29 protein-coding genes are annotated in these 22,578 nt (G+C 39.7%); 1 reads left to right on the top strand and 28 read right to left on the bottom strand.

Annotated features, from left to right (window positions below):
• Positions 1–66: 66 nt before the first annotated feature.
• Entirely contained in the window at positions 67–543 is a 477-nt protein-coding gene (locus FFM57_RS00520; protein WP_137598566.1) for a GNAT family N-acetyltransferase, read from the bottom strand.
• An 18-nt stretch (positions 544–561) separates the two neighbouring features.
• Positions 562–1,185 carry a hypothetical protein gene (locus FFM57_RS00515; RefSeq protein WP_137598565.1) on the bottom strand — a complete coding sequence of 208 codons (624 nt, stop codon included), beginning with the start codon at positions 1,183–1,185 and terminating at the stop codon, positions 562–564.
• Between the two features lie 89 nt (positions 1,186–1,274).
• Here FFM57_RS00515 and FFM57_RS00510 point away from each other — a divergent pair, with 89 nt between their 5' ends.
• On the top strand, positions 1,275–1,553 hold the full coding sequence (locus FFM57_RS00510; protein ID WP_137598564.1) for a hypothetical protein: 279 nt from the start codon (positions 1,275–1,277) through the stop codon (positions 1,551–1,553).
• 65 nt (positions 1,554–1,618) lie between these two features.
• On the opposite strand, the gene FFM57_RS00505 is transcribed toward FFM57_RS00510, so the two are convergent.
• From FFM57_RS00505 to FFM57_RS00380, 26 genes are all read right to left on the bottom strand, one after another.
• Positions 1,619–2,374 (bottom strand): nitroreductase family protein, encoded by a 756-nt coding sequence (locus tag FFM57_RS00505; RefSeq protein ID WP_137598563.1) that lies wholly within the window; start codon positions 2,372–2,374, stop codon positions 1,619–1,621.
• Positions 2,375–2,392: 18 nt separating this feature from the next.
• Positions 2,393–3,703 carry a multidrug efflux MFS transporter gene (locus tag FFM57_RS00500; RefSeq protein WP_137598562.1) on the bottom strand — a complete coding sequence of 437 codons (1,311 nt, stop codon included), beginning with the start codon at positions 3,701–3,703 and terminating at the stop codon, positions 2,393–2,395.
• 308 nt (positions 3,704–4,011) lie between these two features.
• Positions 4,012–4,455 (bottom strand): hypothetical protein, encoded by a 444-nt coding sequence (locus FFM57_RS00495; protein WP_137598561.1) that lies wholly within the window; start codon positions 4,453–4,455, stop codon positions 4,012–4,014.
• Positions 4,448–4,648 carry a hypothetical protein gene (locus FFM57_RS00490; protein ID WP_137598560.1) on the bottom strand — a complete coding sequence of 67 codons (201 nt, stop codon included), beginning with the start codon at positions 4,646–4,648 and terminating at the stop codon, positions 4,448–4,450. Before FFM57_RS00490 ends, FFM57_RS00495 begins: the two co-directional genes overlap by 8 nt.
• Positions 4,648–4,878: a hypothetical protein gene (locus tag FFM57_RS00485; RefSeq protein ID WP_137598559.1), complete on the bottom strand. Its 231-nt coding sequence runs from the start codon at positions 4,876–4,878 to the stop codon at positions 4,648–4,650. Before FFM57_RS00485 ends, FFM57_RS00490 begins: the two co-directional genes overlap by 1 nt.
• A 312-nt stretch (positions 4,879–5,190) precedes the next feature.
• Positions 5,191–6,231, bottom strand: coding sequence for a peptidoglycan recognition protein family protein (locus tag FFM57_RS00480; protein ID WP_137598558.1), 1,041 nt, complete (start codon positions 6,229–6,231; stop codon positions 5,191–5,193).
• Positions 6,232–6,286: 55 nt separating this feature from the next.
• Entirely contained in the window at positions 6,287–6,553 is a 267-nt protein-coding gene (locus tag FFM57_RS00475; protein ID WP_137598557.1) for a phage holin family protein, read from the bottom strand.
• Positions 6,554–6,565: 12 nt separating this feature from the next.
• Positions 6,566–6,802: a holin gene (locus FFM57_RS00470; RefSeq protein WP_137598556.1), complete on the bottom strand. Its 237-nt coding sequence runs from the start codon at positions 6,800–6,802 to the stop codon at positions 6,566–6,568.
• Positions 6,803–6,858: 56 nt separating this feature from the next.
• Positions 6,859–7,038 carry an XkdX family protein gene (locus FFM57_RS00465; RefSeq protein ID WP_137598555.1) on the bottom strand — a complete coding sequence of 60 codons (180 nt, stop codon included), beginning with the start codon at positions 7,036–7,038 and terminating at the stop codon, positions 6,859–6,861.
• A gap of 1 nt (position 7,039) precedes the next feature.
• Complete coding sequence (locus FFM57_RS00460) at positions 7,040–7,309, bottom strand: hypothetical protein (protein WP_137598554.1); 270 nt, start codon at positions 7,307–7,309, stop codon at positions 7,040–7,042.
• Between the two features lie 3 nt (positions 7,310–7,312).
• Positions 7,313–8,452 (bottom strand): BppU family phage baseplate upper protein, encoded by a 1,140-nt coding sequence (locus tag FFM57_RS00455; protein ID WP_137598553.1) that lies wholly within the window; start codon positions 8,450–8,452, stop codon positions 7,313–7,315.
• An 11-nt stretch (positions 8,453–8,463) separates the two neighbouring features.
• Entirely contained in the window at positions 8,464–10,329 is a 1,866-nt protein-coding gene (locus FFM57_RS00450) for a DUF859 family phage minor structural protein (RefSeq protein ID WP_170999828.1), read from the bottom strand.
• Entirely contained in the window at positions 10,329–11,939 is a 1,611-nt protein-coding gene (locus tag FFM57_RS00445) for a phage tail protein (protein ID WP_137598551.1), read from the bottom strand. The genes FFM57_RS00450 and FFM57_RS00445 overlap by 1 nt, the downstream gene beginning before the upstream one ends.
• 1 nt (position 11,940) lies before the next feature.
• Positions 11,941–12,594, bottom strand: coding sequence for a hypothetical protein (locus FFM57_RS00440; RefSeq protein ID WP_137598550.1), 654 nt, complete (start codon positions 12,592–12,594; stop codon positions 11,941–11,943).
• Positions 12,594–15,281, bottom strand: coding sequence for a phage tail protein (locus FFM57_RS00435; RefSeq protein ID WP_137598549.1), 2,688 nt, complete (start codon positions 15,279–15,281; stop codon positions 12,594–12,596). The genes FFM57_RS00440 and FFM57_RS00435 overlap by 1 nt, the downstream gene beginning before the upstream one ends.
• The gene (locus FFM57_RS00430) at positions 15,281–15,520 is read right to left on the bottom strand and encodes a peptide methionine sulfoxide reductase (protein WP_137598548.1); all 240 of its coding nucleotides are present in this window, start codon (positions 15,518–15,520) and stop codon (positions 15,281–15,283) included. The genes FFM57_RS00435 and FFM57_RS00430 overlap by 1 nt, the downstream gene beginning before the upstream one ends.
• 77 nt (positions 15,521–15,597) lie before the next feature.
• Positions 15,598–16,035, bottom strand: coding sequence for a hypothetical protein (locus tag FFM57_RS00425; RefSeq protein WP_137598547.1), 438 nt, complete (start codon positions 16,033–16,035; stop codon positions 15,598–15,600).
• Positions 16,035–16,640 carry a hypothetical protein gene (locus tag FFM57_RS00420; RefSeq protein ID WP_137598546.1) on the bottom strand — a complete coding sequence of 202 codons (606 nt, stop codon included), beginning with the start codon at positions 16,638–16,640 and terminating at the stop codon, positions 16,035–16,037. Before FFM57_RS00420 ends, FFM57_RS00425 begins: the two co-directional genes overlap by 1 nt.
• Positions 16,612–17,010, bottom strand: a complete 399-nt coding sequence (locus FFM57_RS00415; protein WP_137598545.1) for a hypothetical protein — start codon at positions 17,008–17,010, stop codon at positions 16,612–16,614. The genes FFM57_RS00420 and FFM57_RS00415 overlap by 29 nt, the downstream gene beginning before the upstream one ends.
• Before the next feature lie 5 nt (positions 17,011–17,015).
• Entirely contained in the window at positions 17,016–17,444 is a 429-nt protein-coding gene (locus tag FFM57_RS00410; RefSeq protein ID WP_137598544.1) for an HK97-gp10 family putative phage morphogenesis protein, read from the bottom strand.
• Positions 17,434–17,769, bottom strand: a complete 336-nt coding sequence (locus FFM57_RS00405) for a phage head completion protein (RefSeq protein ID WP_137598543.1) — start codon at positions 17,767–17,769, stop codon at positions 17,434–17,436. The genes FFM57_RS00410 and FFM57_RS00405 overlap by 11 nt, the downstream gene beginning before the upstream one ends.
• Positions 17,769–18,317 carry a hypothetical protein gene (locus tag FFM57_RS00400; RefSeq protein ID WP_137598542.1) on the bottom strand — a complete coding sequence of 183 codons (549 nt, stop codon included), beginning with the start codon at positions 18,315–18,317 and terminating at the stop codon, positions 17,769–17,771. The genes FFM57_RS00405 and FFM57_RS00400 overlap by 1 nt, the downstream gene beginning before the upstream one ends.
• Before the next feature lie 177 nt (positions 18,318–18,494).
• Positions 18,495–19,370 (bottom strand): capsid protein, encoded by an 876-nt coding sequence (locus FFM57_RS00395; RefSeq protein WP_137598541.1) that lies wholly within the window; start codon positions 19,368–19,370, stop codon positions 18,495–18,497.
• A gap of 19 nt (positions 19,371–19,389) precedes the next feature.
• Positions 19,390–19,959, bottom strand: a complete 570-nt coding sequence (locus FFM57_RS00390; protein WP_137598540.1) for a phage scaffolding protein — start codon at positions 19,957–19,959, stop codon at positions 19,390–19,392.
• A 240-nt stretch (positions 19,960–20,199) separates the two neighbouring features.
• Positions 20,200–21,111 (bottom strand): phage minor head protein, encoded by a 912-nt coding sequence (locus FFM57_RS00385; protein ID WP_137598539.1) that lies wholly within the window; start codon positions 21,109–21,111, stop codon positions 20,200–20,202.
• A complete protein-coding gene (locus FFM57_RS00380) occupies positions 21,029–22,567 on the bottom strand; it encodes a phage portal protein (protein WP_137598538.1) in 1,539 nt (512 codons plus the stop codon). The genes FFM57_RS00385 and FFM57_RS00380 overlap by 83 nt, the downstream gene beginning before the upstream one ends.
• Between the last annotated feature and the right edge of the window lie 11 nt (positions 22,568–22,578).

Here is a 22,578-nt window from a genome sequence, read left to right as displayed (position 1 = left end):
TTTTCTGCACTTTGCGACCACAAAAAAAGCAGCGGCCTCTGCTACCACTGCTTCTTGCATTTATTTTTATTTTACCGCGGGCTTTACTAGTACGTAGTCATCCATCACATAGCCGGAACCGATGTCTGTCACCACTGACTCCACCACTTGAAAGCCCCACTTTTCGTAACGGGCTTTAGCCTGCAAATTATGTTTATTCACCGTCAAACGAATCGGTAGGTGGGTAGGGAGTAAAGCAAATAATTTTTGCGCCAATCCTTGTCCGCGATATTCTTTTAGCAAATAAATTTTACTCAAAAAAATTTCATCTGGCTTTTCTTGATAACCGAGATAGCCGACAATTTTATCATGATTTTTTAAAAGCCAGTAGCGATACCCGCCAGTGGTCATTTGACTAGTAAAAGCTTGCGGCGACTGAAATTGAGCCAACATGTATTCCACATGAGCCAAACCGTTGATGGGCACATACGTCTCGTGCCAAATAATACTCGCCACTTGGGCTAATTCTGCTGCATCTTGCGGCGTTCCTGCAATAATTTCCACATTCAAAACTTCTTTCTGCTAAATGCGATGATACACATATAAATATTCTCCCGTGTAACACAAGAGATACTGCTGATTATTACTAAAGACAAAAAAATTCGTGTCGGCTGCATTGTACAAATAAAAACACTCGGTAAAATTAACGAAGAGTTCTGAATTATAGACAGCCGTTAATTCCTTCACAACTTTTTTCATGGCAGCAAAGCTCGTTAGATATTTACTATCAGTCAGCTTGGCTTGCGCACGGTTAAAACTCTGGCCATCAGAAATATTTAGTGCATAGGTAGTTAAGGTTTTATTTTTTAAAATGTCCGTATAAAGCACCGGATTTTTTCGTGGCAATGAGCGTTCATAAACCATTTCTAACAGGGCAATTCGCTCATCGTCATTGGTTTTCGTTTTAGCTAAACGAATCTGGTTAGCAATGGGGATGCTCTGAATGTCTGATAAAATGGTTTGACTCTCTTCATCGACTACCGCCACTCGTGCCCAAGTATCATAGGCTTCTTTTAACGTATGTTGATAGCGCATATCACTCACTAAAACGGGATAACGATCCTTAATAAAAAAGAGCACACTGCCTCCTACTAACAGCAAGACACCGACAATGAGTATTAAATTTTCTTTTTTCCAAAGCTTCAAACGAAATTCCCCCCAAAGAAGCATTTCTTGCGCCACTTCCCTGAAATGGTGCTACAATGTAGACGAAATAAAAAAAGAAGGCGAAAGTAATGACTGATTTATCAGTACAAGACTTAGAAGATTATTTAACCGGCAAACTCTCCGGCATCACCGTTATCGATGAAAAAATTGAGTTTCCTCAAGATGCCAAGGCACTTTACATCGAAGGCGAGAAAGACTATTACTTAGAAGAGGATGACCAACTTAACTATGTACTGAAAGATGGCTCAGGTCAAGTTAAATTAGCACAAGCTGAAAGTAATTTGGCAACTTTTTTACAAAATGTTGTCCACATCATCGCTGAAGAAGAAAACGAAATTGTTTTCTAATTTTACTGAAAAAAAACGAGAGAAACAAGTCGTAAGACTTGGCTCCCTCGTTTTTTTGTGGACTTTTATTGTTCATCGGCTAAAAAGCCTTGGGACCGCAGGACACTCAATAATTTTTTCCTTTTTTCTTTGCTATTCGTTCCCGCTTTAAGGAGATGTTTAGAAAATGTTTCTGTCTTTGGATAACCTTTTTCTTGGTAATAGGCGAACACTTCCTCATCATAAGCTGCTAGACTCGTTGCAAACGGCAACACTGAAGGATACTCATTAGTGAAATGTAAAAGTTCTTGCGGTACCCTTGGTTTGACTTGTGTCGCCAAGCTGACTGCCGGTTGCCCCACCGCTAAACCAAAAATCGGCATGGTTAAAGGCGGTAAATGTAACAGTTCAATCATTTGAGGTGCATCATTTAAAATACTGCCTAGATATGCCGTTCCATAGCCTAAACTTTCGGCAGCTAAGGTGACATTCTCACTAGCCAAGGTAGCATCATACACGCCAGCCAGGAAACGATCGAAGGTCTTTTGGCTGGTTCCTCCTAGCTGGGCGATAATTTGTTGATTGCGATACTGATCTGCCAAAAATACAAAGAACCAACCGCTTTTTAAAATAAAATCATAGCCAGTAATTTCGGCAATTGCCGCTAATATTTTTTCATCCGTGACGGAAATCACGGAAAAGCTTTGCATATTTTGCGAAGAAGCGGCTCGTTGACCGGCAGCCACTAATTCTTGGGCCACTTGCGGCGAGATTTTTTCCCCCGTAAACTGCCGCACCGTTTGGTGTTGAAAAATTTGTTGTATAATTGCGGACTTTTCCATCCTTAATTCCCCCTTTCTTTATCCGTGATGATGAACTTCTTTCACTTGTTCTACCGTTGATGTAAGCGGAGCACTATTTAAAGCATTTTGTTTTTTCAAGGCTTCTTTTTGTTTAATTTCGGCGGTATTAGTGCGTACCCAAATGAAATTAATTACAACTAAGACGGAGGTGGAAATAAAAACACCGCCGTAACCAAAAGAACTAGAAACCGCTGAACCAATCATGGGACCGACCACGTTACCGGAGGCTTGGAAGGATTGATTGTAACTAAAAATTCGTCCGGCGGCGTGTTGCGGCGAATACTTGGTCAGTAACGTTTGCACTGCTGGCAACATACAGGCGTCGGTAATCCCCACTAAAAAGCGAAGTGCTGCCAGCTGCCAAACATTTTGCACAAAAGCCATGGGAATGTAGACGACAATGGCGGAAATTAAGCCAATTGCTAAAATTCTTTCTGTACCAATCCGATCCCCCAAAGCACCAAAGCGTGGAGCTGCAATTAAGGTGGCAATCCCAGGAATCGACGCGATGATTCCACTCATTAAGGTGACGTTACCGTGACCGTGAAGCAATTGGCGCACGTACAAACTAATAATCGGACTAATGGATGTATTAGACGCTTGAATAATCATCGTCGTAATGAACATCCCCAAAATAACGTGAGGATATTCTAAATTTTTAAAAATAGTTTTAGCCGGTTCCATTTTTTCTTTGGCCACTGGTTGAAACTCTTCATGCACTAAAAAGGCGCTGAGTAAAAAGACGACAAAAAGAATCGCACCGGTAATGAAGAAAGTAATGCGGTAACCAAAGGCTGCGGCTACCACCCCGCCTAGTAACGGCCCCAATAAAGTTCCCGTCACTTGACCGGTCGTCAAGGTTCCTAAAACTTGTCCACTTTTTTCCCGCGGTGAACACGTCGCCAAAAGCGCAATTGCATTAGAAATATAACCGGAAAAAAAGCCTTGCAAAAAACGCAAGCCAATCAGTTGATAAACATTATTGACGGTGCCCATTAAGGAAATCACCACGGCCATTCCCAAAGAAGCGCGAATCAACATTACCTTCCGCCCTTTTTGGTCTGCAAGTTTTCCCCACCACGGCGAAACAATCGCGGTCACTAAAAAAGTAGCCGAAAAAGCAATCCCACTATAAAAATTTAATTCTGGTTGACTAAATGTTCCTAAAGTGTCTATGTATAAAGACATAAAGGGCATCACCAATGAGAAGCCCACGCCAGCCATAAAAGTACCAAACCACAAGACTAGTAAGTTTCGCTCCCAGTTGGCCCGCTTACGAAACAACTTAGCTTTTAATCGTTCTATCACACAGCTTCATCTCCATTGAAATTTATTCTTTTTTATTATAAACTTTTTTTTGTAGATTACCACCCTTGATTGCTCGGGTTTATCTATTTTAAAGATTTTCTAAACGCTGTTAAATCAAGGGTTATCCTCGTTTTAACAGTTTTTTACTTTTCTTAATTTTTTGATAGCTATCACCAAAGCTATCACCAGAAAACTTTTTTCATTTTGAAAATTTTATAGATTTCTTTTGCGTATCTTCTCTTTGAGGAGGTGAGCTATATCGACGTGCTTCGGGAGACTACCATCACCATACTAAAAAAGACCTCCGATTAATTTCGGGGGTCTTTTGGCAAATATTTATCCTCTAGCATTATGCGTCCTTTGTAGTACGCCTCGTCAGCAGTCATAAAGCCACTCTTGTAGTACCGCTTGCCTTTGACGGTAATCCAAGCACGATACCTGGTCTCTTTTGACTTGCGAGTTAAATATTTAGACACCCCTCTAAAACCTGTGGAGGAATCCTTTCTCGGCTCCTTGCCTTTAAATAATTGAGTAGCTACGCCATTCACTCGCTTGTCGTCATAGGCATCACGCAAGTTTTTTTCGTCCTGCTCTACTTTAAGACAGCCACAAGACTTTAAATCACCAGAAAGCAAGGCGTGACTGGTAGCGGTGATCTCATTGCAACACTCGCAACGGCAAAGCCATTTTGATTTTAAGTCTTTAATGACGGTCAGTCTGCCGAACTTTTGACCGAGTAAATTTTTACGCATCGTAGCTTTGCATCTCTTTTAAGACTTCCCACGCATCGCAACCAACCAACTCACCGGCCACTCGCAACGCACGCACTGGTAGTTTGTCTAATGGCATCTCAGACCACCGCTGCAATGTGGATGCGGTGATGCCAGAAGCTTTGGATAATTGGTAGCGTGTGGTGTTGTGGTTTTTTAAATACGTGTCTAGCATTAGTCATCCTCTCTTTCATATCCTTGGCCTTCCAAGTAATCTAAAAACATTCCTAAATCTTGTACCCACATATCTTCAGCGTTTTCTAAGTTAGGGTTAACGCCTTCTGCTTCAAAATCTACTAAAGTGTTAGCTGTTTCCAAATCAGTTACTACAAAAGTTTTTTCGTCATGGTTTACAATCACTACTGTTAATTCATCAAAGCTTCCTTCAAATCTAATTTCAATCATTTTCGTTTCCTCCTTTAATTTGTTTACCTCTTCCTTACATTCTTATAATACCATATTGCGTATTGTTTGTAAAGCGTTTTGCGTATTATTTTTTAAAAATATGTAAAAAAATAAGCCTACCTCCCGATTAAGAGAGATAGGCTGTTTGCAGTTGTAAAAAATAGAAATGCGTGATCAAAAACCGCTATATTTAGGCTATTTCAGCCCGAAAGCGTTGATACCATACTGATTACGCCTATGATCAACTCTTTTTGATTTAAGTTGTAAATCGCCGAAGCTAATTGCGAAAATCGGCGATTTTTGGATTTAACTTTAGAATTTACCTTGATTTAATCGTTTCTGCATCGCTTTGACCATTGGCGAAGGCTTACTGATAATACCGTCAGCACCAGTACCAAAGTGTTTTTGCATGGCTTTAATTGTGTTAGGGCCGATAATGCCGTCAGCGGTCACACCTACCGCTTTTTGGATAGCCTTGTACGTGTTAGGACCAACTAAGCCATCTTCCGTGATGCCCAACACTTGTTGGATGCGCTTGGTGGTAGCGTTGCCCCAATAGCCATCTACAGCAATTTGTGGGATACTCGTCGGCGCACTCGTTGGCGTAATCAGTCCACCGTACACCCAGCCTTGCCCATTAACCTCAAACCATTTATAAGCGTGTCCGTCCACGTCCTCGCCATTTGCGTAACGGTCAGACTTAAACACTGCACCTTGTGCTAAAGTGCGAATAACGTCTGATTGAGTAGTCTGCGAGCGTCTAACGTTAACTACGGTGTCTGTTTTTTGATAAGTAACTTTGTTGACTAAGTTAGCGCCAATGCCCGTTTGCGGTTTAGCAGCAGGAGTTGGTTGAGGAGTTGGTGTGCTTGCTCCTGCTAACTTAGCTCTAAAAGCAATCCATCCGCTCCATTTGCCGTCCGTATTAAGATATTGCGGGCAATTTTTACGACTAGCGTCATAGTGACGGACAACGTGGGCATTATCAATCCCATATTTTGCTTGCAGCATCTTAACGAGGTCGATAGTGTGGCTAATTGTACTATCTGAGATAGCATAATTGGTGACAATCATCTCAATGCCAATAGAGTTGCCGTTAGTAATACCATATTTCCCCCGACCATCACCGCAGTGCCAGGCGGTATCGCAATCCTCTACAACTTGATAGATGGACTTTTCGTCCACAAAATAATGAGCAGATGCCTGTTGATTCTCATTCCGCCCAAAATAGTCCGCATTATTTTTAGCTGTGGAATTATTTCCACCGACATCGTGCACCACAATGTACTTAATAGCGGAGTTACGACCGCTATTGTGATTATAACTTGAGATTTGTCTTGTAATTGGTAACATTTATCATCCCTCCTTTAAATTTAAAAGTGGTGCATGCAAAAACTGCACACACCACTTACTCTTGCTTGCCCTCGATAATACGGGTAAATAATTGATGTAAGCCCGTGGATGCCAATCCACTGATTGCACCATAGACAATTGCATCTACACTAATGCCGTTTAGTACGCCGCCTAAAATTGCGCCTAGTACCGCTACAATTAACGGGATATAGGCATTGGCTACCTTGTCAAACAGCGGTGTATTTTTAATGACATACCCGACTACCAAACACGCTGCAACGATTACTGGTACAAAACCATCTGTGATAAAACTTAAATCCATCTTATTTGCCTCCTATTTAAATAAATAAGTAGTGATAACGTATCCAATAATCCCAGCTATAATCGTCATGAGCCAATTGCGATTGCTTTTTTGAGCGTCTTTTAGCTCGCTGATATCATCTTTATTTGCACAAGACATCGCATAGGCATCTTGTGCTTTTTTTGCTACATCATCTAGCCCTTTTGTATTCTCTTCGATTTTGACTAGGCGCTGTAAAACTTCTTGCCATAATTTTTCGTCATTTGCCACATCCCGACACTTCCTTATCCCAAAATAAAGAGGAGCTTTTCAGCTCCCCTCGAAAATTATTTATTTACAGCATCACTAATCTGTTTCATAGCGTCCAGTAGCACGTCTTCAGTTCCAACAATAGATTGATAATCTTCTTTTGTAATCACGCCTAAGTCGACAAAAGTTTGCACATCGTCTTCAGTGTATGCTCCTGAATCATAAAACCATCTCACATCTTCAGCAGTTGGAAACATATTATTCAGCCCCCTTTAAATTGTTTACGTCTTTTTGCAATTTAGCCAAATTAAGCATGAGTTGTCCAGCCATGCGATTTAAGCTATCGTATTTAGCAACAGGTACTCCTTCCACCGCAATCCATTTATTATTTTCCCAGTCATATCCAGCAATCATCATATTTTCGTCTTGTGGTGGCTCGATTTCCGTAAACGGTCTAACCACGATTGCGTTTTCTGGTGCTTGCCATTCTTCATAAGTATTTCCACTAACTTTATACACTGTTTTCATTTTTTATTCCCCCAATTTTAGTTGATTTTCAATTTGTAAAAGTCGCGCATTGATATTACTCGATTGCAATTGCTCAATTTGCGACTGCAATCGGTCGGGATTGCCAATCCATTTGTAATCAGAAAAAATATTGGAATCTGTGTTGGCAAATCCGACGTATGGCAAATAAGCACTGACTGGGTCATCTTGCGGGGATGGAGTATAGATAGGGCTTAAATTTTCTCCATCTTCGATTTTAAAATTTCTTAGGGAGACTAGCCTTCCGCCACTTCTCCCGTACACTTGTATCTGAGTCGGACCTGTATTCCCTGCGATTTCTACAATAATCGAAGAAAATCTATAGTATTCCCATCCATTGGTTTTCGCGGTAAATCCTTGATGTTCATACATATATTTTGGCTGTCCGTTGTCGGTATACATATCCCAATCGCCGGGTGTACCGGATACTTTTGCCTCGAAAGAAAACGTTACATTCTCACCTACTCTAGCAGCAAGAAAACTTTCTAGCCCGCTCTTATATATGCCAAATCCCACACCCGTCTCATTATACGGTGGCGTAGTCCATTCCGCAGATGTATTTCCGGAAAGCAAGTTTTCCCCAGGCCTTGTTTTGGTAAAGTCTTCCCCCGTATCAGTATTACGACACCAGGCTTGTTTCAGCCGTAAATTTTCTTGCAATTCCGCAATCTGTCGGTCTTGCTCGTCTAATTGTTCGGAAGCATTTGCTAGATGGTTTTCCATGTCTTGTAGCAATTTATCTGCATCAGACATATACTTATCAGCTTGCCCTTGGCTGATGTCTGCTGCTTTATCTACATAGACGCTGACATCTCGAGTTGCTACCGAAGTATCTAGAGCTCCGATAAGTCGAAAATATGCAATAGACATCTTCCCAGCTTCTGAAGTATTTGTCTTGCTGAAAGTGTAAACAAAGCTGTCGTCTCGCTTAACACATACTCCGTCAGTAAATTTACCGCTAGGCAATGTGGCTTCAAACTTCATAGAATAGTTCGCAAGGCTGACGGGCGCTCCGTCTTTTTCAACAATAATTTGAATTTGTTTAATCCCACCATCTCCTTGACGTAGTCGTATGGTTTCCGTCAAGGGATTGTTTTTATCTAAAAATAATTTAATTGTTTGCATGTATTCAACTCCTACCCTAATAAAATTGGCGTAACATATCCTGATAATTCGACAGTATCATTTGATACTTTAATTAATTGGCATTTGCCATGGTCAGGTGCGCCTTTACCGTTAATTTGAAAACGCCCGATAGACGTTGTAGACATATGCCATTGAGCAATATCCATCATCATTCTTCGCTCAGGTCTATATTCTTCCGGGAGAGTTCCGAATACATATCCTTCACTAGGCATTGCTGTGCTACTGTTCATATCAATATAAATGTATAAGACGTTGTCCTTAACACGGTATATCAACGTTTTATCACTATTGAGTTCAATCCACCCAGTGTCAAAAAAGCGCAATTGGTTATTCACTAAAACGCGCTCATCAGCATCCATAGTAATGATTTTAGAAGGTTCTCCGTCTTCTTTATTAATAGTCAGGATATGACGTTCTTCACTCATCTGAATGTGAGCGGGCATTTGACCGCCTACCCAAAATCCATCATCAGTAGCTACTTTTCCAAAAGCGATGCCGTGTCCCCCCGCTCGATAGTCCACGGTGGTAAAAGCTGTAGAAACAAAGGATTGCGACCGTACCTCTGTGAATTGGTCTTTGACTGTAAAGCGGAAGATGTATCCCTCATCTAATGTGAAGCCAGAATACGTGTTTTCTTCATCAAATTCATATCCTTCAAAATTTTGACTAATCTCCGTCCAGTTGTCTGTACCTTGTTTAGCACGTTCTAGAGTAAAAGCCATTGGGTTTTTCTCGAATAGTGGAGATGCAGACACAATAGTCTGCAAAGTTACAAACGTACCTTCGTCCAAAGGATTTTGCTCATCATCGCTTCGCCAAGCTTTTAGCAATGCTGTAGGCTGTTTGTACGTCAGGATATTAATATTTTTGGTAATACTTGCAGTTCTGCCCCGACTATCCGTTACAGTTGCTTTAATTGGCACGGTTCCAGTTTGAAGTTCTAATGTTTTAAGGTCAAAAGTGGCATTGTTAGCTGAACCATTAAAATTAGCGGTGTCTAACTCAAATTTGTAACTTCTTATGGTTGAACCGTATATTCCTGTTCCTGTTGCCGAAAGCTTTATTTTGCTTTGGTATTGTACAAAAGTGTCAGCAACATCAATAATGTCAGTTACTTTAGATTCGGTTTCGGTGTCGATTAATTCTGAAATAGATGGCTTAACACTGTCTGGAATAGTCAGAGTTACCGGTTCTACGTTTTCTCCTATCTTGTTATTGTCACCTTGCCAAGTTTCCAAAACTACCGAACCGGTACCACTAGTTGCATTAGGAATTACAGAGGCAAAATCTTCTATTTTAGGATTAACAGTAAAGTTTGAGCCGATAGGAGTGGGACCAGCTAGCTTAACTTTCTTGTTGCCAAATTTTAAGTAAAGCCATCCTTGATAGCCAGACCCATTGTTTCTAACATTTACAGTTAGATTAGTACCCATCTCAACAGTTCTTGTGCTAATGATAAAATCGAACGCCCTTGGAATTTTAGGCAATGCCAAGGTGCCACTACCACTCAATGTCCCCACGTTTCCACCAAGAGACCCTGAGTAAATATTTAAAGCATAACTGAAGGAAATACCGACGGATTTAGAACCATCAGAGTTATGGTTAACTTTCACTGTTCGTGATGTTAACAATTGAGTAGTTCCGCCACCAGTAGAAGGATTAGCACTAAAACCAGCAGAGCTACCATTAATTGTAGTGCTCCCACTCATAGTAGAAGCATTAATTCTCCAAGTTGGGTCAGCCACTAGGTAGACTTTTATTGTAATGTCTGAATAGTTTCCACCTATGTTCTGCGTGTAGGTGATATCAGCTTTTAACTGCCAACCACCACGCTTATTTGAATAATAAGTTGCCATTAAACTGTTCCCCCTACCCATTTAAAGCTTAGGTTTCCATTCTCTCGTGGCACAAAGGCAAAATTCCCTAGGCGTAAACTATTCAAGAACTCGCCATCAGTAATATATAGCTTGTTGTTCGTAATATAGGCTACTTCATGTCCCGATTGAAGAAACTGCACTCTGTTATTCATAATACGCAAAGTAATTTCGCTATCCGAACGGCCTAAGATGATATTTCCATCTACAAAACGGATATACTTCACGATTTCTAAGAATTGTGTTTTTGTCTCATTGTCCACGTTTTCAATCTGCTCAATTAACTGGTTGAAATTAAACAAGAATTGGTTTTTTGCCTGCTCAAATTGAGTGCCCACCGTTTCTTTATACGTGGAAAAATCGTCCTTAGAAGTATAAGTTTCTTCGATATCCATGCGAATAGAATCGGCTTCTTGTTGAATCAAAGAACTTTGCTCTGTAATTTGATTTTGCAAATTAGTAACTCGCTCGCCGACTACATAATCAGATTCTACTTTTTTGATAACTTTGTCTGTGGAAACTTGGCTATCCGTTAATGTCTTGCGAGTAATCCCAATAGTCAGTTTGTCTTGACTGACGTCTGCTAAGTTAAGTTCTAGCTTTTCTACTAGTAGAAACTCATCAACCAAATGAGCAGTACTATTTACTTTTACATATTCAAAAATACGGAAGTTATTGACGCTTTGTCCGGCATTTTTTAAATCAATTGCAGATAAATTTAGCGTAGTAGATAGCTTAATTCCGTCTGCTAAGTCTTGTTTTGCTTTACGCAACAAGTTTTCAGGAAGAGTAACATCTTTCCAGTCTTTTGTTTTAAGGATAAAACCATATTGAGCTACCGCATCATCATCTTGAATGTAATCTAGGTCATTGTTAACACTTTTAATAGTTAATCTTTCGCTAGTATTGTGACCTTCTCCGTCGTGTAATTCTGCTCCCAAAGGCAGTAGTGCAGTATACAACTCGGCAGCCGAAGATGTTTTAACGAGGTCCAATAAATTTTTTCCAAGCGTGATTTCTTGGTCAGAGCGGTAATCGCTATCTACCAAGTAATCAAGATAGTTCACGCCATCTTCACGCCGAATCATTAAAAAACCGCCAAGAGATTTAATCAATTTATCTTCCACCACATCCCAAGTATTGGGATAAGTCGTATCACTTCTTACAATTAAGTCATTAGGGTCTGTGACTGTCACTTCTCCTAAAACAAACTGTTTATCCGCGGATACTTGGCTATTGTGCTGGTCTAGTATTAATTGGACGTAATCTGCCACTGGGCCAGTGAAGCTGTACGGTCGTAAAACTGTATCGTTGAAATAAGAAAGCTCGCCTTCAACCGTCACTTTTCTCGCATTAACAAAAGAAGCCGTATCATTTAAGACACGACCCCTAAAACGTAATACATTATTCTGATAGACTTCAACAATGCTTTTTAATTTGTTAATACGATTAAAGAGTGGATGGCTTTTATAAATCGTAAACTCAAAACTACCCACTTTATTTACTTCTAGTTTTAACTTTGGTGTGAAAATTTCGTACCCTTTAGCGCGGGGATCGTATAAAACTTCTCCATCTAATTTAACGAGATACATTTTATAAAGCCCCCTCTTGATAGCTAATTTCTACCGTAGTTCCAGAAGGCACCACAATTTCAACTGTATTGATTCCCTCAGTGAATAATATTTCAGCCAAAGTAAACTCGCCAGAACTATGAGCATAAGTCCCTCCGTTAAATTTAATTTGACAGTTTGCGGATATTTTAAACGTAGGAAAAGTAGACATTCTTTGATTGAACAACTCAAAGACAAGCGATGTTCCTGAAACAGTTCCAGAAACTTTAGTTATTTCTTTTTTCAAACGATAAGGATTAACTGTAGCTTTCACTTCTACCTTCGCCATTGAATTGTCTTCTTCTAATCGGCTGACGTGTAGTCGCCCTTCAAAGTAGTATTCAGGATACTGAGGCATAGTGATAGGCAATCTTCTCCCGTGCCAAGCATTCAAAATAGTGCTGTAAATAGCATCCCAATCCGTACGATCTTCAGGAAAAAGTAAATCAAATTTTAGTTCACGGTCTTTATAGTGGATTTCTCCAGTCAAGGCTTCACTGATATCCAAGGAGCCGTCTCCCGCGGGAATGTCAATCAATTCTGTTTTAGGTTCAGCAGTGCCTATTTCAGGGTCAGGAGCTAATAGTAGACCATAGTCGTCAAAGGTCCATTTACCATTGATTTCAATTTGTCGCATTAAATCCCCCGCCCTTCATAGACAATTTTTTCACCTAAAACTTCGTTAATCTTTTCTTTAATTGCACCGACTAACTCGCCGGAATCAAGAACTACTTTTAATCCCTCAAATTCTTCAAACAGTGATTTAATGGCGTAGATTAATTCATCTAGCTTGGAAACTACCGCTTCTTGGCTGTAACCCATTTGTCCTGCAATGCCTTTGCCAATATCACCAAGTGTTTGTTCATTTAACGGAAGAATAGCTTCTTTACCAGCTTCGCCACCAACCATGACATTATTGCCATTCATACCAAATGCCATAGCTTTTTGCATGATACCACCTTTGGCATACCAATCCACGCTAAGCTTCGGCACGGAAGGAGGCGTTAAACTAAAACTACCCTTAATGCTAAAGTGTGGAAGCTTAGGCATTTTAATTTCAGGAAGTTTAAGATTAAGCCCGCTAAAGAATCCTTTGATTTTATCAATTATTCCACTAATAGTATTCTTAGCAGCTTCTACTGGTGCAGTCATAGCAGATTTGATATTGTTCCAAACGTTTGTAGCCACATCTTTAATACCATTAAATACACTTGAAGTAGTGGACTTAATACCATTCCAAACTTCCGTAACCTTATTTTTAACAGTATTTACAACATTGCTGATAGTAGACTTGATGTTATCCCAGACACTTGTTACTACGCCTTTGACAGCATTAAAAATGCTAGATGTTATTGAACTAATTGCATTCCATACATTAGATACAACAGTTTTTACATTTTCGACAACGGTTGAAATGACCGACTTAATAGCATTCCAAATGGTAGAAACTACACTTTTGACAGTATTGAAAGCAGCATTAGTTTTAGAACTAATCCAATCCCAGGCTACTCCGACAGTATCTTTAATAGCATTAACCACAGTAGAAACCACGCTACTAATGACACTCCAGACAGTAGAGATAACGTTTTGAATGGAAGTCATTACCGCCATTACCTTATCACCAATAGCACCCCATACTGCATCAATAATTGACTGAATGATATTCATTACTGTTTGGAATACCGCTTGAATGATGTTCCATCCTGCTTGAATTATCGAAGTTACAAAAGTAATAACCCCTTCAATGATTGATTGAATGAGCATGAACCCCACTGTAATGACGTTTTTAATCGTCTCAATGATTGGTGTCATAAACTCAACAATGCTATTCCATGTGTTCACAAAGAAGTCTTTAATAGCAGCCCAAGTCGTAGAAAAGAACTCAGAAACCGCTGTAAATACATTCACTGCAGTTTCTTTGATGGAGTTCCAAGTATTCACTAAGAAGTCCATAAACTTTTGCCAAATTTCTTTTCCTGTTTCTGTTTTAGTGAAGAAATAGGTTAAGCCGGCAACCAAGGCAGTAATTGCCATAATTACAAGAGCAATTGGATTAGCACTCAAAACTATATTAAAAGCGGTTTGAATGCCAGTAGCAATTTTAGTAATCGCATTATAAGCGCTCAACCCCGCTACCACTGCACCAATTCCTACCGCGATAGGTGTAAAGATATCTTTGTATTTGACGATAAAATCAAAAGCAGATTTAAGACCGTCTATCGATGCAACTATCGTGTCATACAGCACCCCGAACGCATCTCTCGCACCGTCACCGAACATCTCTGCCAACACGCTCGCGAAGTTTTCGGCTAAGTCGGCAGCAATTCCAGGAATCTTTGGAACTAAAGTTTGAATAGCCTGAAGTAATCCCTTAAATAGTTTTGGCGCTAATTCTTTAGCCATCTTACCGGCAACTGAACCAAAATTCATCCAAGAATCTACTACTGCATCAATATCTCCAGCACCCGACATAAAGTTGCTTAAAGCTCCTTTAGCGGTTTGCAAAGAACCTGATAGAGTATCGTTTTCTTTCGCATAGTTTCCGGCATACTTAGCGGTTTTCTCCAAGAACAACTGATTGGCAAGTCCGACTTTTTCTTGAATAGACATTTCTTGCGTAGACTTTTCAATACCTTTAGACAACGCATAATTCCCGATGGTGGTGTCATTAATAGCGACACCTAAGTTATCCATCATTGTAAAGTTGCCCTTAGCCATACCGGCTACAGATTGCATTGCGCTGTCAATATCAATACCCATGATAGAAGCAACGTCAGAAGCTCTTTGCATAGCTTCAGAAGTCATATCCATAGATTCTTTAACTGTAAACCCGGTACCTTGGAATAAAGAACCCATAACGTTTGCGGTGGCTAAGAAGTCTGATTGTGACAGACCCATCGTTTTAAAGGCATTAACCCCTGTTTGCTGCATCTCGTTAGCATATTTCTCGAATACTGCCACGCTACCGCCTAAGTTCTGTTCCAGCTCGCCGGCAAGGTTCATGCTTTTAACTAAGGTTGCTCCAGCGGTAGCCATAGCTACACCACCGACTACTGCCACAGCTTTAGCGCCCGTTTGAACCCCTTTTACAAGCGCGGAGTTAATCTTACCGCCCAAAGTATCAAACTGTTTGTGGATACCTTTAAAATCAATCTTTTTGCCAATACCTGAAAAGGTTTTTCCAATGTTAGTTCCTAGCTTATCAAAGAACCCTTTTAGCTTATTAGTTGTTGTTTCGCCTTGCTTTTCAGTTTCTTGCAAAGCCTTCTTAGCTTCGGCATTTTCAATGCCAATCGTTCCAAAGAGTTTGAATATTTCCCCCATTAATTCTCACCGCCCTTCTCGTTAGAAAATAGGGTTGCTTTTGCAAAGTTAAGAAGATTTTTCTCTTCTGTTTTGCTAATTGGTTTTTGTTTCTGGATAGAGCGAATATCTCTAACTTTTTGTTTGGATTTAAATTCTTTAAAGCTCATTAGCATATCCGTGTGGAGATATTGTTGCCAAAGCAAATCTTCTTGCTCACGGTCAAATACATAAAAAATAAAATCCGCAGTCGCTTCCAAACTATACGTGTTTAGAAGGGACTGTGGATTTCCGTATCTACGCCACAGAGTATCTTTTATCCGAAACTCGCCATCATCTAGCTCAACAACGAGGCGATAGAGGAGAAAAAATCAGCTAACTCAGGCTTTTTAAAGAAAGCTATTAGCGTTCCTGTGTATTCAATTAAACTCAAATCTTGGATTTCAGCTACAGTCTTACCGGATAAATCAGCAAGAAAGCTATTTAAATCATTTTTTACTGTAGAAATATTCATTAATACTTTTTGAAGTAAAGCAGCTCCAGCTTCAATGCCACGTTCAGTAGCTTCTTTTGCTTTTTTTGCTTGCAATTCTTCTATTTTTTTCAACTCAGCCTTTGTTGGTTCTTTTTTTAAATGATCCATAGGGATTACATTGCTGACTGCTGTATTTTTCTTAAACATATTGACAAATTCGTCTTTCATGTTTAATTTACCCACGATTGCTAACATTGGAAAAATATCGTCACCTTTTAACTCACGCAATTCTAAAGCCATTATGCACCAGCTCCTACTGCTTTTTTATTAAAGACACGGTAAGGCAATTGACGGTTGTTTAATTGTTCTACACTTTGATGAGCAGTGAAGGTAGCTTCTACACTATGTTCGTTGCTGTCTTCCGTAGATACTTCAAAAGCGCTAGTCACTCGTGCGTTATCTAACACATAGAAAGTCATTGGTTCGCCTTCGCCACAATCGCTATTCCAGCAGACAGCCACTAAGTTTTCGTAGTAGTCATCTTCTGTGATACATACTTTTGGAGTAATTTCTTGATAGCCTGTTAGTTTAGTGGAGTCTGTCACAGCGCCGTGAATTTCAGCAGCAAGCAACTCTGTAGAGAACTCTTTAAACGTACCTGTAATGGTAGCAGTAGCGCTCTCAATACGTTCTAATCCTTTTACGGGTGACAAGTAAGTACCGTCTACTTCCATTTTACGATAGGATTTTTCAAACTTGATTTTAACGCCACCATTTGTAGCACCAATCGGTGTCCCTGTAGTAGGAACCCCGCTTTCAAAATCAACATCTTTAAACAATACTGCAGAATCGTAACGGAAATTCTCCGCAGATTTACTAGTGTAATTCGTTCTTGGTAATGCCATAGTGTTTATCTCTCCAATCTATTTTGATATAAAGACGTACGTTGCGCCTTTTTAAATTTTCGTCATTTGTTGGGACCTTAGAAGACCCAAGGAATGAGAATCGTAAATACATATTTGACATAAGAATTCTTCTGAACAGTAGCTTGTCTTTAAACTTATCTTCTAAATCGATAATGCGAATGTAGCTAGAGTTTAGATCAAAAATATCTATATCCAGATAAAAACCGTCTTGATTACGAGAAATAGGCTCAGAATCAAAATCAAAGGTAGCGTACGGATAAACGACTTCCTTTTTTCGATTGCGGTCATAGTAAGTTTCCTCGTTAATCTCTCGCAATAACTTTGTTAACTCTTGCAAAAATTCAATCACTCATCTCACGCTCCTTTGAATGTTGCTCCAAATTCTTCACCCAAAATTTGTTGTACTTGGCTTTTATTTTGGCGGAAAGCTTCTCGCATAAACTTAGTAGGCTGCATTCCGTATGTGAAGTACCATTTTCCATCAGGCGCTTGGTAAGCCCAGCCACCTTTACGCCCAGCACCATTTTCAGCAAATTCCCCGGTACCATATTCCACATATACAGCATATTCATCAGGAGACCCGACAACACCTACAATAGATGCGCCTTCTTTTTTAATCTGATAAGAAATAAAATCTCGCAAATGTCCTGTTTGTACTGGAGCGTTGGCTTTGATGGCAGACTTGAGAAACTCCAGAACTGCCGTTAGGCCTCTTTTTGATGTTTCATCTAATTGACGTTCTACTTCCTTGCGATAGCTTTTAAATTCCCATTTATTGCCCATCCTGAAGCACCCCGCCATATTTCAAATAGAGTTCGTTATGATGAGCTATCCCGACTGGATTATCTGAATAGGTAATCTCATACCAACGACTTTCATCGTCTACCACTCGCATTTCGTCAGTAATGCCTACGTGATAATCAGGTATCACTAAAACATGCGTAGATTCCTCAATAAAAGCTTGTTGTGGGCTTGTTCTGTCATCTCCTGTCAATAAGTCAATATAACCAGAAACCTTCTTGACAGCCTTCCATTTCTCTTCAAAACCACCAATACCATCGTCCAACTGAACTCTTTTTTGCAAACTAAAAACACGAGGTGGATACATTAGCCCCACCTCATTTTTTTATATTTGTTTAAGAAACTGAATTTTGAAGCAGGAAACCCTTCGATGTTATCCGTAGAGTTAATGTCGTAGTACGTTACTGACATCCTAGAAATAGTTTCGGATTTGATACCCAGCTTAGAACCCATCTTGTGTTTAAACTCAATCAGTCCAGAAACGCCAAAGCGAATGTCTGCCGGGTACTCAATCTTAGTTAGAAAAGCGCCAGTATATAGTCCAGTATAAAAAAGCTTTGGATTGTCTAACGCTAGACGTTTATTTTCTACCTCTTGAATAACATACAGCCCGTCATTGTATTTAGAATCACTAATTTGGATTGTGTCTCCTGCTCTTAAAGCAATTGGTTCTCCACTCGGCGGATTACTTGCAAAAGTAACAGCGCTATCTTCAAAATCTAATTGCCAGTATCTTACATTCAAATTTTGAAATGTGTTATGTGTCAATTGTCGGACCATTTGTTCATAAGCATCTAGTTCTTCTTGAGTTACGTTAGGGTCAATCTTTTGAGCATCTGTTAAAGAAATAATCATGTGCACCCCTCCTTACATGAAAAGGAAGGCTATGCACCTTCCTCATTGATTAAAGCTAATAAGTCGGCTTTCAAAGTCTTACCTGTGTAATCAATGCCGTTTGCATCAAGATAAGCTTTAATTTCAGCGATTGTATTAGCCTCTGTCGGTTTATCCTCCTCTTTTAAAGGAGTGGCATTAGGGTTCAGTAGGTGCAGTTAATTTAGCTTTTAAAATAGCTTTCTTGTTTGCTTCAGGAATAAATTTACCGTACTTAGCAGCCGCTTGTAAGGCTGTGCCGGCAAAGTCTTCAGAATCCATAGCACGTGCAATTTGTAAGCCAATACCAGCAACGCCAACGTTATCGGCAACAAAATAAGCATTTTCCCCAGTTTGGAATTTAGAATCTGGTAATTCTTCTAAAACGAATCCTTTGTATTTGTATAAAGATTGTTCATCTACATTTACAGAAGAGGCTTTAGCAGTAGTCGCTAATTTGCTATCAATTAAGAAATTGTACACGTCAGAAGTTACATATGCCACGTGAGCGATGTTTTCAGAGACATCATTGTTCACGAATTCTTTATGAGCGTCAGCGAATAATTTATTCACGCCAGCTTCAGATAATTCACCAGTTAATGTCTTAGAAGCGTTATCAGAAATAGCTTTACCGAGCAAGCCATCAACGTGTTGCGCCCAAGCTACACCGTGCAATGCTAAACGTTCGGCAACAACTTGATCAGGAATATCATTGACGGTAAAGTCATCAATACCTTCGTTGATTGCTAAAGGTGTTTCGTAAGCCACTGTAGTATCTACAGACTTCACTTCTTTCCGTTCCCCAAAGCGAGAAGTAGAACCTGTACCAGAACCAAAGCCAACGTTTTCTTCAGTAGAATATGCTTGAATTACCACATCAGTATCAGATGTTTTCAATTCTAAGAAGTTTTCTTTTTGAGATACACCGTCACGAACTTGTAAAGTCCCACCAAAAGCCCGTAAGAATTTCGCTTTCTTTTCAAATAATTTTGGCAGCATACCAGCGTATTGTTTTGTATAAAGTTTTAAAGCCATTGTAATTCCTCCAATTTAATTAGTATTTGTCGACAATTGCTTGAAAGACATCTGTCCCAGTGGGTTCTTTGCCATCTTGTAAGCCGTTGTCTATTGTTCTGTAGCCATTGCCAGCACCTTCATCAGTTTCATTTTTAGTTTCCGGCTCTTTGGCTGTTTGAAAATAATCCGGCATGGATTCTTTCAATTCTTTAACTCGATTATCCAAATCTTTGATATTCCCTTTTGCATCCATTTCCAATTTGCCCAATTTAAACATAGCGTAATCAACATCTTTTGCACCGGCCGATTGCAAAGCATCTTTTACGCTTGTGTCAATCTTCAACTGTTTTAATTCAGCTTCAGCACTTTCTCGTGCTTGTTGGGCATCTTCCAATTGTTTTTGGATTTCAGGATTATCTTTTGTTTGCTCCTTCAAATCGGTTAAAGCTTTGTTTGCAGTTTTCAATTGGCTAGATACATTGTTGTATTGGTCTTTCGGCACAGCATTTTCAGGAAATGCTTTATCAATTGCCTTGTTAGCACCCTCTACATCAAATGTTCCGTCTTCTTTCTTGTACTGCTCTAAAATCGTTTTAATCCATTCCATTTCTATTCCCTCCATACCTTTTATAGCGGTCGGTTCCGCTTGGATTTGTCCGGATATACTGCCGGCAACAGTAGTGGTGGGTTTAACGTCATCACCAGGACAAAATAAAAAGCCCTGAAGCTAATCAAGACTTACTACTTTTGCTCAAGATATTTGCTATTTCATTTAAAATCTTCGTTTGCTTTTTCTTTTCTTCTAGAATGCCTTTCAATAAACGCTCTATATTAGTTGACACGGCCATCATGACACCCCTTTATCTTTTAGCCACTCAGCATAATTTTTATAAGGAATATACTCTTTACTTTCCTGGTCTCTTCGCATGGACGGGGACAGACCATTGACAATATTAATCGTAGTGCAACGGCAATTAATATCTTCGCTAGCTACACCAAAAAGGCGTGGGCCTTTAGCCTTGTAGCCATTTGAAGTGAAGTCTCCTTTAATTGGAACCGTCTGGCCATCTAAAGCTTGGTGTGTATCACGAGTTTTAGCATCTAAAGTAGCCAGCCATCTCTTTTCCATCTTGACGCCTAGTTCTTCAGCACGTTCGGAAGATTCCTGTTGAGCGAGTGAAGAAGTTCGCCCACCTTCAGTTCGTGCAATTCTCAAAGCTTGTTTGTAAGAAGCCTCAGTTTGTAAGGCAATCATCTTGGCTATTTCTTTATACCCTTTACCACTAAATAGCCCATTCACAATGCTTTGTGTGGTTGCTTCAGCTAATTTATCGCGGTGCTTGTAAAGCCGTTTAGAAAGCCTCGTACCGTCTACAGGGGCATTCACTGCCTTCACCACATAGTCATGATTCAGAACGGGCATCTGCAATTGAATTTGTTGAGATTGTTCCAGCGTGTACCACGTGCCGTAATAGCCTAGTTCGGTTTGCTGGCTAGAATACTTTTCAATAATTTCGTTAATTTTCGGTTGAGATGCATTCAAAATTTTAACAATCTCATTAGCTACCTGAAACATACGTTCCACTTGAAGACGATTTGAAAAAGATAAGCTGTCGTATTGGTCTGTATAATCCTTCAACTTCTTCTTGATATCAATCAAAGCTTTACGATACACATTAAATAGTTGGCTGTCCGTTTTCTTGTACTGCTTCTTGGTTAGGCGCTCCAGTTCCTTCTCCCATTTGGTTTGCTGGTCCACTGTTCAGCACCTCCTCATCCGTCCCAGTCGCTAAGCCTTTCGTGTAGAGCTCTTCCTCTAAGGCGGATTGCACTTCTTCAAAATCAAGTTCAAACTGCTCGCAAATCATGCGAAGAACTTCTTCTTCAGGTAGCTGTGGAGCAACTTCTAAAATTGTGTTAATGATAATCTGACGAGTTTCAGCAACGGTCTTTTCGTTGGTGGCTAAATCCGTTTCATTTACCATCATTTCACGAGTGAACTCAAAGGAAACTTCTTTAGCATTGTAATTAGTGTTCAACCGGCGATTAATATCAGCTACCACCATTTGATTAATCCATTTCAACAAAGCACGAATACGAACTTCTGTTTTATTCACTTTCATGATTAAAAGACTATATCGGGATTTAATCACCACGTTTGTGATATTTCCGTCCCCAATAGCAGTTGAATCAAAAGCCATACCAAACTTATAAATGTTTTCTTTATCAATCGCCATTTTCGTTTGTCGGCCAGCAACAGGAATATCAAAAGTTTTAATATCCACGCCACCGTCTGAATCAACACCAACTGTTTTCTTAGCTCTGATATTTTGGCGAAGTTTAGATAAGTTATCTCCTTCATATCCTTTAACAACATATACTGCTTCTGTGAAGTCTTGTAAGTTGTTAGATAGAAAAGCATTCATCAAATCATAATCATCAATCAATGCTTTAATGGGCTTCAAATCGCTAGTTTCTTTAGCGTTATTTTGATAACGGTAGAAAGGAATTTGACCATATGAACGCCCTAGCAATTTCTTATTGTTTTCGTCAATCGCTAAAACGTGCGGTCTTGGATTAGGCAGAATGTCGGGATCTAGCGCAAATTCTTCTTTATCTTTTGCTTTAAAGAAATAAACTTGCTTGTCATCCCACACTTCAGCAATGTGAACGACAATTGTTTTTCCATCTTTCACGATTTCTTTATCAATGCTTCGGACAATCTTTTTCAAGTTGTTCCGGTCGTCATAGATAGGAATTACTTTCAATGCGTCAGCGACTTGGAAAGTTAATTTGTCTTCTTCAGTCGTTCTAGCAAATATATATTCATATCCTTTTTGAGAAGCGTTAGTCACAACGTCCTGCAGGAAAACTTGAAAATCCTCATCATAGTAATTATCAAGTTCTTCTTGCAATCGTCCATCTTCGGCTACTACTTCCAAAGGATTGCTTAGCAAGACCTGCGTTTTTTGGTCTACAATCTCTGGAAAAAAGCCATGAGGAATCTTCGTATTAGATGCGTACTTATCTTCCCTCAAAATGTTTTCATCATCAATGTAGAAAATTCTATTTTTGAGAATATCATTCTCTCCAGAATAATAGCGGACACCTTCTCTTGCCGCTTCTTTTGCAGTGGACTTAGTGTCTTTTTCAATCACAGATTTCAATGCTTTTGCTATTTTGGCTGGTTCTTCACTCAACAATAAATCTTGCATATACTCACCCC

It is taken from the genome of Enterococcus nangangensis (assembly GCF_005405245.1).
GTDB classification, from domain to species: Bacteria; Bacillota; Bacilli; order Lactobacillales; family Enterococcaceae; genus Enterococcus_J; species Enterococcus_J nangangensis.
The sequence above is the reverse complement of the archived record's forward strand: the minus strand, read 5'-3'. Positions and strand labels throughout refer to the sequence as shown.